Below are 15220 nucleotides of genomic sequence, written 5' to 3'. Positions count from 1 at the left end.
ACCACCGATGACTTCACCTGTCCGGGCCTTGGCACACCTCCCCTAACGACCCGACAAGCCCAAAGTCACCGGTATTGCCCCTAGCCGCCCCGAGGCAGGCAGACTGGAACCCATGTCCATTCACGAGAACCTGCTCGGGGGCCCGCCCCCGACCCAGCTGCCCGACGACCCGGAGCCGCGCGACCTCCTCGCCAGCGGCGCCGCGCCCGCCGAGGTCGCCGCGAAGTACCCGGCATCCTCGCTCGCCTGGGCGCAGCTCGCCGACGACGCGTACGACAACGGCCGGGTCGTCGAGTCGTACGCGTACGCCCGTACCGGCTACCACCGCGGCCTCGACGCACTGCGCCGGGCCGGCTGGAAGGGCCACGGCCCGGTGCCGTGGGAGCACGAGCCGAACCGCGGCTTCCTGCGCGCCCTGCACGCCCTCGCGCGCGCCGCGCAGTCGATCGGCGAGCAGGAGGAGTACGAGCGCTGCTCGACGTTCCTGCGCGACTCCTCCGCGACGGCGGCGGACACGCTGAGCTGACGTGAACTGTCCCGGGGGGCCCGCGCCGGTCGGTGCGGGCCCCCCGGCGGGCCCCCGGGCGGGCAGCTGTGGCGCCGCTTGCCGGCCCGATTATGATGCCCGCAGGGGACCGGGGCTCCACAGCCGAACGGAAGGGGCGGACCGCTACCCGGAAGCACGTATCGAGGAGACAGCAATGTCCCAGCACCCCGATGCCTCCGGAGCAGGTTCGGAGACCCCGAACCTGGACTTCGCGGGTACCACCCCGTACGAGGACTACGTCCAGGCGGACGTCCTCACCCACCTCCAGCACCCCCTCTCCGACGATCCCGGAGAGATGGTCTTCCTGGTCACCACCCAGGTCATGGAGCTGTGGTTCACCGTCATCGTCCACGAGTGGGAAACTGCGGCGAACGCCCTCCGCGAGGACGACCTGCCCGTCGCGATGGCCGCGCTGAAGCGCTCCACCCGGGAACTGGAGGCGCTGAACGCCTCCTGGAAGCCGCTGGCCCACCTCACCCCCGCGCAGTTCAACTCGTACCGCAGCGCGCTCGGCGAGGGCTCCGGCTTCCAGTCCGCGATGTACCGGCGGATGGAGTTCCTGCTCGGCGAGAAGTCGGCGTCGATGCTCGTCCCGCACCGTGGCGCGCCGCGCGTGTACGCCGAGCTGGAGAAGGCGCTGTACGAGCCGAGCCTGTACGACGAGGTGCTGCGGCTCCTCGCCCGGCGCGGGCTGCCGGTGCCGGCCGCCGTCCTCGACCGCGACCTGTCGCAGAAGTACGACCCGTCGGACGAGGTCGAGGCGGCGTGGGCTCAGCTCTACGCGGGCGACCAGGACACCGAGCTGGTGCGGCTCGGCGAGGCGCTGACCGACGTCGGCGAACTGGTGTGGCGCTGGCGCAACGACCATCTCGTGGCGACGCGGCGGGCGATGGGCTCCAAGGTCGGCACGGGCGGTTCCGCCGGTGTCTCCTGGCTGGAGAAGCGGGCCCGTAAGAACGTCTTCCCCGAGCTGTGGACGGCGCGCAGCCATGTCTGAGCGCACCCTGGCCGACCGGGCCGCGGCGCTCGACGCCGCCGATGAACTCGCCAAGCGCCGCGAGCTGTTCGCCCTCCCCGAGGGAGTCGTGTACCTGGACGGCAACTCGCTGGGCGCCCTGCCCGCCTCCGTGCCGGGGCGGCTGGCCGACGTTGTCTCCCGCGAATGGGGCGAACTCCTCATCCGCTCCTGGGAGGAGAGCGGCTGGTGGACCGCGCCGCAGCGGATCGGCGACCGGATCGCGCCGCTGGTCGGCGCGGCGCCGGGCCGGATCGTGGCCGGCGACTCGACCAGCGTCAACGTCTTCAAGGCAGTCGTCGCAGCGGTACGGCTGGCCGACCCCGCCCGCGACGAGATCCTGGTCGACGAGACGACGTTCCCCACGGACGGCTACCTCGCCGAGTCCGCGGCTCGCATGACCGGCAAGCGGCTGGTCCCGGTCGCCCCGGTACGGCTGGCCGAAGCGCTCGGCCCGCGCACCGCGGTCGCGCTGGTCAACCACGTCGACTACCGGACCGGCCGGCTCCACGACCTGCCTGGCCTGACGGCGGAGATCCATCAGGCCGGGGCCCTCGCCGTCTGGGACCTGTGCCACAGCGCGGGTGCGCTGCCGGTCGGCCTCGACGCGCACGGCGTCGACTTCGCGGTCGGCTGTACGTACAAGTACCTCAACGGCGGGCCCGGTTCGCCGGCCTACCTGTACGTGGCCGAACGCCACCAGGCCGGCTTCGACTCCCCGCTGCCCGGCTGGAACTCGCATGCCGACCCGTTCGGCATGACGCCCGGCTATGTGGCGGCGGAGGGTGCGCTGCGGGGCCGGGTCGGCACGCCCGACATCCTCTCGATGCTGGCTCTGGAGGCGGCTCTCGACGTCTGGGACGGTGTCTCGGTCGACGCGGTACGCGAGAAGTCGCTGGCCCTCACGGACTTCTTCCTGGAGTGCGTGGAGCAGTACGTACCGGCGGGGCGCGTCACCTCGGTCACCCCGGCCGCGCACGCCGAACGCGGCAGCCAGGTCGCGCTGCGCTGTGAGGACGCGGGCGAGGTGATGCGGGGGCTGACCGCGCACGGTGTGATCGGCGACTTCCGCCGCCCGGACGTGCTGCGCTTCGGTTTCACGCCGCTGTACGTCAGCTTCGGCGACGCGGAGCGCGCGGCGCGGGTGCTGAGCGAGGTCGTGGGTCAGCGGGGCTGATTGGGTGGCGGATTGGGTGGCGTTGTTCTGAGACGTCACGTTTCCGGGTGATCACATGGGTGGGCGGAACCGCTCGCGCGGCCCCGCCCACCCGGCTTCCGGGAGGCTGTTCCCGGGCGCCCTGCGGAAACGAAACCGCACCCGCGCCGTCCGGGTTGGCCGCCCCGCGCGAGGTGCTGCCCGCGCCCGCCGAGCGGCGGCTGCCGTGGTGGTACCGCTGTGCCGGGGCGGTACGAAACAGGGGTGCGGGGCCTGGTAGCGTCCCGCTGCCCGGATCAAGTGGATCTCCGTACCGAGAGGTTGAGCCGCATGTCGGACCCCGGAGTGGAACGGGATGCAGCCGAGGCCGAGTCGGCCTTCTCACACCCGGCCGTGGCGCCCGATGCCACCGCCGCGTACGGCGGGCATCCCGATCAGGTGGTCGACTTCTACGCGCCCCGCGGCGGCGAGGAGCGCGCCCCGCTCGTCGTGGTCCTGCACGGCGGTGCGTGGCGGGCGCCGTACGACCGGCAGCACGTCACGCCCTTCGCGGACTTCCTGGCCCGCCAGGGCTTCGCCGTCGCCAACGTCGAGTACCGGCGGGGCAGCTCGCTGCCCCACCAGGGTGCGGCCGGGCCGGTCGCCGGGCGCTGGCCGGAGACGTTCGACGACGTGGCGGCGGCCATGGACGCTCTGCCGGCGCTCGCGGCGGAGGCTCTGCCACAGGCCGACCCGCGCCGTACCGTCGTCACCGGGCACTCCGCGGGCGGCCAGCTGGCCCTGTGGGCGGCCGCTCGGCATGTACTGCCCGAGGGCTCGCCCTGGCGGCTGCCGGCCCCGCCGCCGCTGCGCGGTGTCGTCGCGCTCGCCCCGATCGCGGACTTCCTGATGGCCGGTGAGCTGGACGTATGCTCCGGGGCCGCCGTGCAACTCCTCGGGGGCGAGGAGGAATTCGAGGCGCGCCGGGTGTTCGCCGATCCGGCGACGCTGCTCCCGACCGGGATCGCCACGGCCCTGGTGCAGGGCCGCACCGACATCACCGTGCCGTACCAGGTGGCGGAGGCGTACGTCGATGCGGCGGCCAAGGCGGGCGAGACCGTGGGCCTGACCCTCCTCGACGACGTCGGGCACTTCCCGCTGATCGACCCGGCGGCGGACGCGTGCGCGGTCGTCGCGGAGGAGATCGCCCAACTGGCCTGGTGACGGGCCCTACCCCGATTCCGCGACGGTGAGCCCCGACGTGCTGACCCCGGCGAACCGCATCGCGCAGGTCTCACTGCCGAGATCGCCGCGCCCGACCGGATACCGACCCCTCTTCGGCCCCTCATCGCGGACCGAACCTGACCGCAAGGGTTTCTACGGTGGTGTCAACGAGCCAGTCAGGAACGGCCATGACACGAAATGAAGGAGCCCGAGCGATGACGATTCTTGTGACCGGAGCGACCGGAACAGTCGGCCGCCAGGTGGTCGAGCAGCTGCTCGCGCGGGGCGCGAGCGTCCGCGCGCTGACCCGGGACCCGGCGAAGGCGGACTTCCCCGAGGGCGTCGAGGTCGTACGCGGAGATCTCACCGACCCCGAGTCGCTGGCGCCGGCCCTGGACGGGGTCACCGGACTGCACCTGATCACCTTCGGCGGAGAGGCGTTCGCACCGCTGGAGTGCGGACCGCGGCTCGTCGAGCTGGCGGCCGAGGCCGGAGTCCAGCGGGTGACGGTACTGCACGGCGGCGGCCCCACCCCGCTGGAGGACGCCGTGCGGGCCGGCGGGCCGGCCTGGACCGTGCTGATGCCGGTCGAGTTCATGTCCAACGCGCTGGAGTGGGCCGAAGGCATCCGCACCGAGGGCGTGGTACGCGAGCCGTTCACCGGCCGGCTCAGCGCGATGGTGCACGAGTCCGACATCGGCGCGGTCGCTGCGGCGGCGCTCACCGAGGACGGTCACGGCGGTCGGACGTATGTGATCACTGGTTCCGAGGTGCTGACCCTGCGGGACAAGGTGGACGCCCTGGCGGCGGCGAGGGGCCGGGGGATCGTCCTGGTGGAGCTGAGCGAGGAGGAGGCGCGGCAGCAGTGGCAGGCGGCCGGCCTCCCGCAGGACACGATCGACTTCCTGGCCCTGGTGTACGGGAACACGCCCCCCGAGGGGCGGACGGTGACCGGCGTCGTGGAGCAGGTCACCGGCCGCCCGGCCCGTACGTTCGCCGAGTGGGCGGCGGCACACGCCGACGCGTTCCGCCCCTGACAGGACTGCAGAGGGGCGGCCGTAGTACCTGGGACGGACGCGGAAGGATCCCCAGCACAGGTGACGACCGCGCCCGCCCCGGCGCCTACGGTTCTGTATGTGACCGAGACGACCCAGAAGACCGAGAAGGCCGAGCGGAGCCCAGAGTTCCGGCTGGCCATGAACACCCTGGCCGGACTGCGCCAGGACCTCTTCCACGACGCCTTCGCCTACCGGCCGCTGCCACCGATGCGGACCGACGGCCCGGTCACCGGCCGGCTGCCGGGCCGGCTACGCGAGTGGTCCGCCTGGACCCCGCACGCCCTGGTGGCGTTCGCGGCCTTCATCACGCTGCTGATCGCCTATGAAATGACCTCGTGGGGCCTGGGGCCGGTCGATGTGCTGGCAGCGGGCCTGATCCCGGCCGTTTCGGTGATCGCCACGCTGTTCCGCCCGGTGGGCGCGTGGTGGCTGTCGATAGCCGCAGCCCCCGTCGCGAGTGTCCTGAACAGCACGGGATTCTCACCGTGGGCCCAGGCGGTCTTCTTCTCCCACCTCGTGGTGATGGTGGTGGTGGCGGCCAGGACCCGGCCGCGTACCGCCGCTTGGATGTGGGTGCTCACTGTGGTCCTCGGCGGCTTCATGGTCCGCATGACCATCCGGGTCCTGATCGTCGACGACCAGATGATGGTCCGCGAGGGCTTCTCGGTCCTGCTGAACGCGATGCCGGACATCGAGGTCGTCGGCGAAGCGGTCGACGGCCGCGAGGCCATCGACCAGGTCGCCGCGCTGCGGCCCGACGTCGTCCTGATGGACATCCGAATGCCGGAGCTGAACGGCCTGGAGGCCACGCGCGAGATCGTCGCCGCGGACTCCGACGCCAAGGTGCTGGTCCTCACGACGTTCGACCTGGACGAGTACGTCTATCAGGCGCTGCGTGCGGGGGCGTCGGGGTTCCTGCTGAAGGACGCGTCCGCGCGGCAGTTGGCGGACGGTGTGCGGGTGGTGGCGGCGGGCGAGGCGTTGCTCGCCCCTTCGGTGACCAAGCGCCTGATCGTGGAGTTCTCCAAGCTCTCGGACACCGCCCGGCCACCCGCCCAGGCGAAGATCGGCGACCTGACGGAACGTGAGACGGAGGTGCTGGTGCTCATCGCGCAGGGTCTGTCGAACGCGGAGATCGCCTCGAAGCTGGTGATCGCGGAGTCGACGATCAAGACACACGTGAGCCGGATCCTGGTGAAGCTGGGCCTGCGCGACCGTACGCAGGCGGCGGTCTTCGCCTACGAGGCCCGACTGGTCACCCCCGGCTAGTGTCCTGTCCGGTCGATCAGGCCGGGTGGCGACGCGGTGGGGGCACCCCTGGGGGCACCCCCTGGGGTAGCTGGGGGGAGGTAGCTGGGGGACGTCGGCCACCGACGACAACGCGGCGAGGCGCGGCCCGCCGCAGAGCGGCTGATGTCACAGCGGGCACGCGAGCCCGGCCATGATCGGCCGGACAGGGTTTCTAGCGGTCCCGCCGGGGCGTCAGCGGCAGCTGATTACGGATTCCGCCCAGTCGGCGAGCGCCACGGACCCGAACGGCGTGTGCGGCTCGACGACCAGCCGGATCGACTGCCGCCCGCCGATGCCCACATGCACCGGCACGGCCCGGTCCCTGCCGCGCATCACCGGGGACTGCCACAGCCGTATCCCGTCCCCGTACACCGCGAAGCGCACCGAGCCGAGCCCCAACGTCATGTCGTCCACCCCGGCCCACGCGTCGTACGACGTGCACGCGCGATTGAGGTCGATGGTGACGGAGGACATCGCGTGCACGCTGACCCCGTGCGTGTACTGCTTGCCGGCGATCCGCAATCCCCAGCGCTGCCAGAGCCAGCTGCTCCGGTCGAGCCTGATTTCGGGCTCGGTGTGGTCGCCGAGGACCGAGTACGGGAGCCGGTTCACCTGGTACGGCGTCGGCGCCGGCGGCGGAGGCGGCTTCGGGGTGGGCTTCGGCTCCGTAGGCACCGGGGCGGGAGGCACGGGCTTCGGTGGGACGGGCGTGGGCTTCGGCGGCGTCGGCTCCGGGGTGGGCGTGGGCCTGGGCCTGGCCGGTTCCGGCTCAGGCGCGGCCGGCGCCGCAGGCCCGGGCGCGGCGGTGGGCGGCGGCTTCCGCGGTACGACAGGCTCGGCGGCCGGCGGCCTGGGCGTACCGGCCCTCGCCTCCGGCTCGGGCTCCGGCTCGTCGCCGGCCAGCGCGAACACCACCCCGGCGGCGACCGAGACGGCCAGCGCCGCCGCGATACCGGCCTTCGCCGGCGCCCCAAGCCCCTCGGCGACAGCCCCACTCCCAGCGGCCCCGCCCGCGGAGGATCCGCCGGCCGCCGCGGCGGCGGCGCCGGCTCCCGCCGCTCCCGCGGCACCGCCCACCACGATGCCGGCGGCCTTGACCGAGTAACCGGCGGCGAACCAGCCGATGACCGCGACCGGAAGGAGCGCCGGAATACCGGCGTTGACGTCCTTGATCTCACCGGCGGCCAGCCGGCACTTCGCGCACTCCTCCAGGTGCTTGCGCAGCCCGCGCTCGGCCCGCATCCGCAGACCGCCCCGCGCGTACGCGCCCAGCCGGTCTGCGTAGCGCGCACAGTCACCGCGCTCGGTGAGCGCCGCGCTCACATGCGCTTGCAGATAGGCCTGCTTGAGTCCCTCGCGGGCACGACTGGCCAGTACAGCAGTCGCGTTGGCGGTCAGCCCGAACAGCGGCGCGACCTGGCTCGGCGACTCCTCCTCGACCGTGGTGTGCCACAGGACGGCCTGCCAACGCTCAGGGAGGCTGCGGAAGGCCCGCATGGCCATGGTCTGTTCGGCCGCGTGCATTGCCCGGACCTCGGCGCCCAGATCCAGCCCGGCGCCGAACGAACCGCTGTCGTCGGACGCCTCGGAGCCACCGGCGGCCCGCGCGGCGAACACCGCGAAATCCTCGACCAGTTGTTCCCGCTTCGCTGTCTTCGCCCAGGCCGCCGCGACCCGCCGTACCGTCGTCAGCAGGTACGCACGCACCGCATGCTCCGGACCGGCGCCGCCGCGCACCGCCTGCAACGTGCGTGCGAAGACCTCTGCCGTCAGATCGTCGGCGGTGTGCGCGTCCCGGCAGCAACCGCGCGCGTACCGCCGCACCGAATCCGCGTGCCGCCGGAACAGCTCCTCGTACGCCGAGTCGTCGCCGGACCGCATCCGGGCGACCAAATCGGCGTCGGACGGCGGCCGTTCGCCGACCGGCCCGCCGCTGCCGCCCCCGCGCTGCGGAGGAGCCTGGCGCGAGGACAGGGCGCCCGTCTCCGGTCCGCCGCCGGCACCATCGAGTGGCTCGTCCCGACCGTCAACGCTCATCGCGGCAGCCCCCGCACGCACCCTCAGACCCGAACACCGGGCCAGAGTGGCACAGAACGGGAGGCTGCCGGACGGCTATCACCGGCATCCACCCGTCCGGGGCGATTCACCGTCTCGAAGCGCTACTCTCCACCCTTTCGGGGAAGGGCCAACGGACCGGTCCACTCGGAAGGTTGACCGGTAACCGGTAACCGTCACGCCGGCCGCGATCGCAGCCCCTCCAGTAGGATGTCCAGCAGCCGGGCCGAAGCCGCCGCCTGCTGAGCCGGGTCCGGCAGCGAGGGCGCCGCCGTGGCTATCACCAGCAGCACATCCGCCACGGTCACATCGCCGCGCAGCTCACCCGCCGCCCGTGCCCGGTCCACCAGCCGGCCGACCACTTCGAGCAGCGCCGTCGCACCCGGGTCGTCGTGCTGGTCGCGCTGACCGGTGTCCTCGGCGGACCCGGTCCGCGGCTCGGCCACCCGCGGCTCGACGACCCGCAGACCTGGAGCAGCCGCCTGCCGCTGCTGCGGCACGCGCGCCTCGTCCTGGACGACTGTGGAGTCCTCGGCGTCGACCCCGACGCGCAGCACCCGCGGCGGCAGCAGCCGGCCCGCGCCCGACGCCACGGACGTACGCAGGAAACGCGAGAGCGCCGACCACGGCTCGTCCTCCTGGCCCAGCGCCGTTCTGGCCTGCTCGGTCAGCCGGGCGGTCTCCTCCTCGGCTATGCGCCGCACCAGGACGTCCTTGCTCGGGAACCGCCGGTAGACCGTCCCGACACCGACTCGTGCCCGCCGCGCCACGTCCTCCATCGGCGCCCCGTAACCCATCTCGCCGAACACCTCGCGCGCGGCGCGCAGTACGTGTTCGAGATTGCGCTGTGCATCAACGCGAAGCGGCGCCGAACGGGCCACTCCGCTGCCACCCGCGACCACGCGCCCATTGCCTTCGGTTGCGATGGTTGCAGACCAATGCGAATCGTGAATGTGCATAACTGATCCCCCGGTAATGACGTCTCCCCCCGGAGACTCCCCGCCTGTGAGCCGGGGCTGATCCACGGGCCAAGACCCGACACCCCGACGAGGTACGAACATAGTTGAGCTGGAGTCAATTCAGAAGGGGGTAGTTCCGCACGGAGCGCCCCCCGATCGGAGTATGCACCGAAACCTTCCTGATTCCACCCCCCCGACACCACCCGCCACCCATGGTCTGACCTGCACACCTTCCACCCACAGGGGAACCGGCGGAGCAGGCGTCGCGCCGCGCTCGCCGGTCACACAATTTGCCGGGGCTGTGGACAAACTCCCGAACGCGTTGCGTCATGGTGTGGTGAAGGCTGCTTATTCGCGGGGGACGACCCCCGGACCCCCGGCCCCTGCGCGCATTCTCGTAGTCGGCGGCGGCTACGTCGGGATGTACACCGCGCTGCGTCTCCAGCGGCACCTGAAGAGCGGCGAGGCCGAGGTCACCGTCGTCACGCCCGAGCCGTACATGACCTATCAGCCGTTCCTCCCCGAGGCGGCCGCCGGATCCATCTCGCCCCGCCACGTGGTCGTCCCGCTCCGCCGCGTCCTGAACAAATGCAGGATCGTCATCGGCGAGGCGCAGAAGATCGACCACGCCAAACGCACCGCCACCGTCGCCACCCTCGCCACCGAGGAGGAGGGCACCGGCCCGGTCGAGATCGCGTACGACGAACTGGTCCTCGCCCCCGGCTCGATCTCCCGCGCCCTGCCGGTCCCCGGACTCGCCGACTACGGCATTGGCTTCAAGACCGTGGAGGAGGCCATCGGCCTGCGCAACCACGTCATCGAGCAGATGGACATCGCCTCCGCCACCCGCGACCCGGCCGTCCGCGACGCCGCCCTGACCTTCGTCTTCGTCGGCGGGGGATACGCCGGCGTGGAGGCGCTCGGCGAACTGGAGGACATGGCCCGCTATGTCGCGCGGTACTACCACAACATCAAGGCCGAGGACATGAAGTGGATCCTCGTCGAGGCCACCGGCCGTATCCTCCCCGAAGTCGGCGAGAAAATGGGCCACTACACGGTCCGCGAACTGCGGCGCCGCAACATCGACGTCCGCCTGGACACCCGCCTCGACTCCTGCGAGGACCGGGTCGCCGTACTGAGTGACGGCTCGCGCTTCCCGACTCGTACGGTCGTGTGGACCGCGGGCGTCAAACCGCACCCCATCCTCGCCGCGACCGACCTGCCCAAGAACGGGCGCGGGCGGCTCGTCTGCACCCCCAAGCTCACCGTCGAGGGCGTCGAGCACGCCTGGGCGGCCGGCGACGCGGCCGCGGTCCCGGACGTCACCGCGGGTGAAGAGGGCCGGGAATGCGCCCCCAACGCCCAGCACGCCGTCCGCCAGGCCAAGGTCCTCGCCGACAACGTTCTCGCCTCCCTGCGCGGTCAGCCCCTTGAGGACTACGCGCACAGCTACGCGGGATCCGTCGCCTCCCTCGGCCTGCACAAGGGCGTTGCCCACGTCTACGGACGGAAGGTGAAGGGGTACCCGGCCTGGCTGATGCACCGCGCCTACCACCTCAGCCGAGTCCCGACGTTCAACCGCAAGGCCAGAGTCCTTGCCGAATGGACACTCGCCGGACTGTTCAAGCGTGAGATCGTCTCTCTCGGATCGCTCGAACACCCACGCGCCGAGTTCGAACTCGCGGCGGGCGGAGAGCGTCCGAAGGACAGGACCGACTGACGTTGTCAGTGCAGTCGGCCACACTGGACGTGTGACCATAGGTGGGCTCACACGTGCACAGAGTGACCCCGAGCACCGACACCAGCAGCGACAGCGACATAACAGCGATACACGGCGACACCACGAGGCTTGAGAGTCAGTGAACTTCACGCGCTGGAGCGCCCGGCTTCCCGGAACGCAGCGCCGCGCCGCAGCGCGGACCGATCGCGGTTCCGTGCCCGCAGCCCGCGGTGAGCACCCGGACCAGCCCGCGCCCGGCGCGGACCCCGGCAAGGACGGACGCACGCCATCCGGCACCACGGGCAGAACACCGTCCCCGGCCGAGCAGGCGGAGACAGCCGAGACGGCCGAGCGGACGGAGTGGGGTGCGCGGGCCGAGAAGGACGACGACCCGCCCGTCCCCTGCCTCGACGACCTGTCCGCACGGGAAGTCCTCGGCCGGCTCCCCGCCCTCGTCGCCCTGGTGTACGGCCCCGAGCACCGCATCGCCTACGTCAACGACGCCTACGCCGCCGCCTTCGGCCCCCGCCCGGCCGGAGCCCCGGCCCGCCAGGCCCTCCCCGAGCTGCACGAGCTCGGCCTGCTCCCGCTCCTCGACCAGGTCCTGCGCAGCGGCAAGCCCCGTACGGTCAAGAACCGCAAGGGCCCGGGCGGCGGCTCGTACACGGTCACCTGCACTCCTGTGGATGTCCGCAGCACCGGCAAGAGCGGCGGTGTGATGGTCTTCGCCGCCGACGTCACCGACCACGCGGAGGCCGCCGAGCGGCTGCGCGCAAGCGAGCGCCGCCAGCGGGAGGCCGCCGTCACCCTCCAGCGCTCCCTCCTCCCGCAGGAGTTGGAGCAGCCCGACGATCTGCGCATCGCCGCGACGTACCAGCCGGGCGGTACGGAGGCGGCGGTCGGCGGCGACTGGTACGACGTCATCACCCTCGGCGCCGGCCGCACCGCGCTGGTCATCGGCGATGTCATGGGCCGAGGGGTCCGTGCCGCGGCCGTGATGGGCCAGCTGCGCACCGCCGTCCGCGCGTACGCCCGGCTCGACCTCCCGCCGCACGAAGTGCTCCAGCTCCTCGACGGCCTGGCCGCCGAGATCGACGCCAGCCAGATCGCCACCTGCGTCTACGCCGTCCACGACCCGAACGAGGGCCGCCTCGTCTACGCGTCGGCCGGCCACCTCCCGATCCTGGTCCGCGACGAGGACGGTACGGTCAGGCGCGCCGCCGACCCGACCGGCCCCCCGCTCGGCACCGGCGGCTGGCTGCACACCTCGGGCACGATCGCCCTCCCGCCCGGCTCCACCGCCGTCCTCTATACCGACGGCCTGGTCGAGCGGCGCGGCGAGGACATCGACGAGGGCGTCGCCGCACTGGAGCGGGCCCTCTCCGGCGCGAAGGGCACCCCGCAGGTCATCTGCGACCGCCTGATGCGGGCCCTCGGCGTCACCGCCGACCACGACGACGACGTCGCTGTACTCGTCCTCCAGCACCCGACCCGTACGGGGCCGGACGCGGAGCTGTTCCACAACGCGGCGCTGGAGCTCCTCGGCGGCATCGAGGCGGCGCCGCGCGCCCGCGCCTTCGCATCAGGGGTGCTGGCTTCCTGGCGCTTCCCGGTGGAGCTGTGCGACCTGGGTGTCCTGGCGGCCAGCGAGCTCGTCGCCAACTCCCTCCAGCACGGCACGCCGCCCATGCGCCTGCGGCTGCGCCGTACCGACCGCCGGCTGATCATCGAGGTGACGGACGGAGACGACCACCTGCCACGCCGCCGCCGCGCGGAGCCGGCGGACGAGGCGGGCCGCGGCATCTCGATCGTCGCGACGATCGCCTCGTCCTGGGGCTCGCGCCGCACGCCGGGCGGCGGCAAGGCGGTCTGGTGCGAGTTCGCGTTGCCAGACCACTGGCGCGCTGAAGCTACGCGGTGACGGGAGCCGGTGCCGATTCCGGCGCCGGTTCCTGGGCCTGCTCGGGCACCCGTGAAGCCACCACCCGCGACTTGGCGAGCGACGGGTTGTCCTGCACCGGCGTGAGCTGCCGGCCCAGCCGCAGCGCGAGGACCGTAATACCGAGCGAGAAGAGAATGAACGTCACGATGTACGGGCCGTGCAGCGAGGCCCCCATCGGTCCGCCCACGGCCGGACCGACGGCCAGTGCGAGCTGCTTGACCAGAGCAAACACCGAGTTGTACTGACCCACGGCCGCCTCGGGCGCCAGGTCGGCGACCAGCGGGGCCACGGTCGGGGACAGCATCGACTCGCCGAGGCCGAAGAGCGCGTACGTGGAGACGAACGCGGCCGTCGCCATCGCCTGGCTGCCCTCGCCCATGCCCGCGTAGCCCGCGACGACCCAGGCGACCGTCCAGATCAGGCCGACCAGCGCGATGACCCGCGACCGGCGGCGCTTCTCCACCAGCCGCAGTACGACGAACTGCGCGACCACGATCACCGCGGTGTTGGCGGCGAGCGCGATGCCCAGGGTCGACGGCGTGATGCCCGCGGCTTCCGTACCGAACGCGGCGAGGCCCCCCTCGAACTGTCCGTAGCAGGCGAAGAACAGCACAAAGCCGAGCACGCACAGCTGCACCATGGCCCGGTGCTGCGCGAGACGGCGCCAGCCGCCCTTCGCTTCCGAGGCGTCCTTGGGCATGGCGTCATGGATAAGCGGCGACCGCGGGAGCCGTACGGTTCCGGCGATGGCCGCCAGCACCAGGAACATGACCGCTTCGATGCTGAAGAGCAGGGTGAAGCTGCCCGGCCGGCTCTCGTCGACGATCTGACCGCCGAGCAGTCCGCCGATGCCGAGACCCAGGTTCTGCAGGAAGAACTGCGTGGCGAAGGCCCGGGTACGGGTGGTCGGGGTCGAGGTCCAGACGATCATCGTCGCGAGGGCGGGCTGCATGACCGCCGTCCCCGCGCCGAGCCCGGCCGCCGCGAGCACGACCAGCGGCGTGCTGTTCGCCAGGCCGAGCCCCATCGCGCCGACGGATGCCATGACCGCAGCGCCGATAAGCACCGGGACCGGTCCACGCCGGTCGATGGCCCGACCGGTGAAGGGCAGCACGACCAGCGCGGCTATGGCGAACACGGCGAGCACGATGCCCGCCGTACTGGCGCCCAGTTCCCGTACCTGCGCCACATAGACGTAGAGGAACGGAACCGTGAAACCAATGCCGAACGCGCTCAGTGCGTTGCCCGTCTGGATCCGGCGCATCGCGGCGCCCATCGCCCTGGTCATTTCACCTGCCTTAGGAGTGAGATCTGAAGACTTCGAAGCTAAAGTTAGAACCTCAACAATACACATTGAAGGACTTCGACGCCAACGGCCGACGTGCGATACTTCGCGACATGGGTGACACCCCCGGCGCCACCGCCGTCAGCGAGCCGAGCCTCGACGAGCAGATCGCCGCCTACCAGCGCGAGTTCCGCGACCTCGACCCCCAGGTCGAAAAGGTCGTCTCGGCACTCAGCCGGCTCAACCGCCGGATGAACGTCGCGTACGGCCGCCAGACCGCGGCCCTCGGCATCAGCAACGCCGAGTGGGAGGTACTCAAGGCGCTGGTCCTGTCCGGCAGCCCCTACCGCCTGGGCCCGAGCGACCTCGCCAAGCGCCTCGGCCTGACGCCGGCCGCCATGACCCACCGCATCGACCGCATGGTGGGGGAGGGCCTGGTTACCCGGGAGCGCGACGAGTCCAACCGCGTACGCGTGATCGTGGAGCTCACGGACGAGGGCCGCAGCAAGTGGCTCGAGGCGATGCGCATGGCCACGGTCTTCGAGGAGGAACTCCTCCAGGACCTCTCGACGGAGGAACGGGGCGCGCTCGGCGAGATGCTGACCCGGCTGCTGCGCCGCGTGGAGGACACCCAACCGGACGCCGGCGGCCGCCTCTCGGACCTGGACTGACCACCTGACGGGTGGTCAGTAGGCGGGGTTGACACCGACCCGCGCGATCCGTAAGGTTCTTCGAGTTGTCACGGGGCCGGAACGGTTCTGCGACAACCGCTCCTGCCGCTGATACGCGGCAACCCAACTCAGCACGATCTCCCAGCGGGAACAATTTCGGCATGCCGAAATTCAATTCCCTGGCTCGATTATGAGTCGCCTGCGGAATCCGCTAGAGTTCGGGACGTCGGAACGGCCCAACAGCCGGAAAGACACTGCAGCAACTCCTGCTTCGCAGGGGGCCACTGACTGGGAATCAGGCCCGAAAGGATCTGATAGA

The 15220-nt window shown here is 71.7% G+C and carries 12 protein-coding genes; 9 read left to right on the top strand and 3 right to left on the bottom strand.

Annotated elements, in window-relative coordinates; genetic code table 11:
• Positions 1-112: 112 nt before the first annotated feature.
• The 6 genes from NLX86_RS33700 (at position 113) to NLX86_RS33675 (ending at position 6248) form a co-directional block, all read left to right on the top strand.
• A complete protein-coding gene (locus NLX86_RS33700; protein ID WP_254375634.1) occupies positions 113-526 on the top strand; it encodes a DUF3151 domain-containing protein in 414 nt (137 codons plus the stop codon).
• 175 nt (positions 527-701) lie between these two features.
• The gene (locus NLX86_RS33695) at positions 702-1544 is read left to right on the top strand and encodes a tryptophan 2,3-dioxygenase family protein (RefSeq protein WP_254375633.1); all 843 of its coding nucleotides are present in this window, start codon (positions 702-704) and stop codon (positions 1542-1544) included.
• Positions 1537-2739 (top strand): kynureninase, encoded by a 1203-nt coding sequence (gene kynU, locus NLX86_RS33690; RefSeq protein ID WP_254375632.1) that lies wholly within the window; start codon positions 1537-1539, stop codon positions 2737-2739. The genes NLX86_RS33695 and kynU overlap by 8 nt, the downstream gene beginning before the upstream one ends.
• Before the next feature lie 309 nt (positions 2740-3048).
• Positions 3049-3921: a S9 family peptidase gene (locus NLX86_RS33685; protein ID WP_254375631.1), complete on the top strand. Its 873-nt coding sequence runs from the start codon at positions 3049-3051 to the stop codon at positions 3919-3921.
• Between the two features lie 215 nt (positions 3922-4136).
• Positions 4137-4958, top strand: coding sequence for an NAD(P)H-binding protein (locus tag NLX86_RS33680; protein WP_254375630.1), 822 nt, complete (start codon positions 4137-4139; stop codon positions 4956-4958).
• Positions 4959-5579: 621 nt separating this feature from the next.
• Positions 5580-6248: a response regulator transcription factor gene (locus NLX86_RS33675; protein WP_254375635.1), complete on the top strand. Its 669-nt coding sequence runs from the start codon at positions 5580-5582 to the stop codon at positions 6246-6248.
• Between the two features lie 213 nt (positions 6249-6461).
• Here the strand turns inward: NLX86_RS33675 and NLX86_RS33670 are convergent, their stop codons facing one another.
• Positions 6462-8306: a sigma-70 family RNA polymerase sigma factor gene (locus NLX86_RS33670; protein WP_254375629.1), complete on the bottom strand. Its 1845-nt coding sequence runs from the start codon at positions 8304-8306 to the stop codon at positions 6462-6464.
• Positions 8307-8500: 194 nt separating this feature from the next.
• Positions 8501-9283 carry a TetR/AcrR family transcriptional regulator gene (locus NLX86_RS33665; protein WP_254375628.1) on the bottom strand — a complete coding sequence of 261 codons (783 nt, stop codon included), beginning with the start codon at positions 9281-9283 and terminating at the stop codon, positions 8501-8503.
• Between the two features lie 334 nt (positions 9284-9617).
• On the opposite strand from NLX86_RS33665, the gene NLX86_RS33660 reads away from it, so the two are divergent.
• Together NLX86_RS33660 and NLX86_RS33655 are read left to right on the top strand one after the other, a co-directional pair.
• Complete coding sequence (locus NLX86_RS33660; protein ID WP_254375627.1) at positions 9618-11003, top strand: NAD(P)/FAD-dependent oxidoreductase; 1386 nt, start codon at positions 9618-9620, stop codon at positions 11001-11003.
• Between the two features lie 139 nt (positions 11004-11142).
• Positions 11143-12924 carry a SpoIIE family protein phosphatase gene (locus NLX86_RS33655; RefSeq protein ID WP_254375626.1) on the top strand — a complete coding sequence of 594 codons (1782 nt, stop codon included), beginning with the start codon at positions 11143-11145 and terminating at the stop codon, positions 12922-12924.
• On the opposite strand, the gene NLX86_RS33650 is transcribed toward NLX86_RS33655, so the two are convergent.
• The gene (locus tag NLX86_RS33650) at positions 12914-14233 is read right to left on the bottom strand and encodes an MFS transporter (protein WP_254375625.1); all 1320 of its coding nucleotides are present in this window, start codon (positions 14231-14233) and stop codon (positions 12914-12916) included. The two genes, NLX86_RS33655 and NLX86_RS33650, sit on opposite strands and share 11 nt — an antisense overlap.
• Before the next feature lie 110 nt (positions 14234-14343).
• On the opposite strand from NLX86_RS33650, the gene NLX86_RS33645 reads away from it, so the two are divergent.
• Positions 14344-14901 (top strand): MarR family winged helix-turn-helix transcriptional regulator, encoded by a 558-nt coding sequence (locus NLX86_RS33645; RefSeq protein WP_254375624.1) that lies wholly within the window; start codon positions 14344-14346, stop codon positions 14899-14901.
• The last annotated feature ends 319 nt before the right edge of the window (positions 14902-15220 follow it).

The organism is Streptomyces sp. A3M-1-3, assembly GCF_024213665.1.
Classification (GTDB): Bacteria; Actinomycetota; Actinomycetes; order Streptomycetales; family Streptomycetaceae; genus Streptomyces.
The sequence above is the reverse complement of the archived record's forward strand: the minus strand, read 5'-3'. Positions and strand labels throughout refer to the sequence as shown.

Coding starts and splice junctions, on each gene's coding strand:
- NLX86_RS33670 (WP_254375629.1), bottom strand. CDS start 8,306: ATGAGCGTTGACGGTCGGGACGAGCCACTCGATGGTGCCGGCGGCGGA.
- NLX86_RS33665 (WP_254375628.1), bottom strand. CDS start 9,283: ATGCACATTCACGATTCGCATTGGTCTGCAACCATCGCAACCGAAGGC.
- NLX86_RS33695 (WP_254375633.1), top strand. CDS start 702: ATGTCCCAGCACCCCGATGCCTCCGGAGCAGGTTCGGAGACCCCGAAC.
- NLX86_RS33645 (WP_254375624.1), top strand. CDS start 14,344: ATGGGTGACACCCCCGGCGCCACCGCCGTCAGCGAGCCGAGCCTCGAC.
- NLX86_RS33680 (WP_254375630.1), top strand. CDS start 4,137: ATGACGATTCTTGTGACCGGAGCGACCGGAACAGTCGGCCGCCAGGTG.
- NLX86_RS33685 (WP_254375631.1), top strand. CDS start 3,049: ATGTCGGACCCCGGAGTGGAACGGGATGCAGCCGAGGCCGAGTCGGCC.
- NLX86_RS33700 (WP_254375634.1), top strand. CDS start 113: ATGTCCATTCACGAGAACCTGCTCGGGGGCCCGCCCCCGACCCAGCTG.
- NLX86_RS33675 (WP_254375635.1), top strand. CDS start 5,580: ATGGTCCGCATGACCATCCGGGTCCTGATCGTCGACGACCAGATGATG.
- NLX86_RS33650 (WP_254375625.1), bottom strand. CDS start 14,233: ATGACCAGGGCGATGGGCGCCGCGATGCGCCGGATCCAGACGGGCAAC.
- kynU (WP_254375632.1), top strand. CDS start 1,537: ATGTCTGAGCGCACCCTGGCCGACCGGGCCGCGGCGCTCGACGCCGCC.